Annotated in this window: 2 protein-coding genes; one reads left to right on the plus strand and one right to left on the minus strand. The window is 72.7% G+C overall.

Translation table 11 applies throughout. From position 1 onward, the window contains the following. Window positions 1-227, minus strand: a 227-nt coding sequence (locus AB0J68_RS31985) for a sigma factor (protein ID WP_363942594.1), incomplete at its 3' end; no start/stop codon positions are given. A gap of 525 nt (window positions 228-752) precedes the next feature. On the opposite strand from AB0J68_RS31985, the gene AB0J68_RS31990 reads away from it, so the two are divergent. Further along, window positions 753-1,680, plus strand: a 928-nt coding sequence (locus AB0J68_RS31990) for a serine/threonine-protein kinase (RefSeq protein WP_363942597.1), incomplete at its 3' end; no start/stop codon positions are given.

The raw sequence follows: 1,680 nt of genomic DNA on the forward strand, positions 1-1,680 counted from the left end.
TTACGGGCGATGGTGACCGTCCAGGCGCGGAACTCACCGCCGGTGAAGTTGGGCAGGTCCCGGGAGATCTGCAACCACGTCTCCGACGCCACGTCTTCGGCGTCCGCCCCGACCAGGGCGGTCAGGTAGCGCAGCAGGCCCGGCTGCAGGCTGCGGTACAGGAAGCGGAAGGCGTCCTCGTCCCCGGCCTGCGCGGCGGTGACCGCCTCGGACAGCTCGCCGGTCATCCGCGGCTCACGGGTGGCTCGGGACGGCGGCCCGGCCCGACGCGCCACGCCTGCGTCCGCGCGCGAACCGTCGACCCCACCGGCTCCCGCACGCGCACCGCCCTCCACCGAATTCGCTTCGCGCCCGCGTCCGGGCCGGCCGGGGCGTCCGCACCGGCGCGATGGCTCTCGGCTCTCGACGCACGGCCGGCCGGGCGGCCCCGAGCCGGGCTAACGGTAAAAGGGGACCATCCGAGCGACAAGTCGGGATCGCGTCACGGAAGAGTGACAATTATCAAGCCGCCAGACCGGCGTGCCGCCGTAACAGGTGTGAACCGCAGGACGCTCCCCGGGCCGGTAGGCGGCCCGGGGCGGTGATCCGGCAAGCGTACGCCGGGATGTGTCGGGTTTTGTCACCCGCCGTCGTCGAGCCGTCACAGATCCGACCGCGTCCATAGAGGTCAGACCGGACGGACCGGCGGGTACGACCACGCGGCCGATCAACCGCAGCGCGCCGTTGCCCGCCACTCTGGGTACGGTAATGCTGTGTTGTCATCGGAGGTCGTGCTCAGCGGGCGGTACCGCCTGGACGAACGTGTCGCCACCGGCGGCATGGGCGACGTCTGGCGTGCCTCGGACCTGGTCCTCGGCCGACAGGTCGCGGTCAAGGTCCTGCTGCCGGCGCTGGTCTCCGATCCGGACTTCATCGCCCGTTTCCGGGCCGAGGCACGGATCATGGCGGCTCTGCGGCACCCCGGCATCGTGCAGGTGTACGACTGCGGCGAGGACGACCTGCCCGACGGCGGTCGGGCGGACTACCTGGTCATGGAGTTCGTCGAGGGTGAGCCGCTGTCCAAGCGGATCGAGGCGGCCGGCCGGCTCGACGTGGCCGAGACGATGTCGATCGTGGCCCAGGCGGCGCACGCGCTGAGCGCGGCGCACCGGGGCGGCATCGTGCACCGCGACGTCAAGCCCAGCAACCTGCTGGTCCAGGAGGACGGCACGGTCGTCCTCGTCGACTTCGGCGTCGCCCGTTCCACCAACGTGACCAGCATCACCAGCACCAACGCGGTACCCGGCACCGCTCTCTACATGGCGCCCGAGCAGGCCGCCGGTCGTCCGGTCAGCGGTGCCACCGACATCTACGCGCTCGGCGCGGTCACCTACTGCTGCCTCACCGGCGGTCCACCGTTCACCGGGGACAACCCCCTCCAGGTCGCCGTCCGGCACCTGGACGACGAGCCGCCGGAGCTGCCGCACGACATCCCGGAGGCGGTCCGCGCCCTGGTGTCGCGGGCCCTCGCCAAGGATCCGCTCGACCGCTTCACCAGCGGCTCGGCCATGGCCGAGGCCGCCCGCACCGCGGTCACCGGCGGCGAGCCGCCGACGGCGATGGCGGCGTCGGTTCCGCTGCGCGAGGCCGGACCGGGCACCCGCACCGACGTGCCGGTCGGCGCGGCGGTGGCGAGCACGG

The organism is Micromonospora sp. NPDC049580 (assembly GCF_040675595.1).
In the GTDB taxonomy this organism is placed as follows: domain Bacteria; phylum Actinomycetota; class Actinomycetes; order Mycobacteriales; family Micromonosporaceae; genus Micromonospora.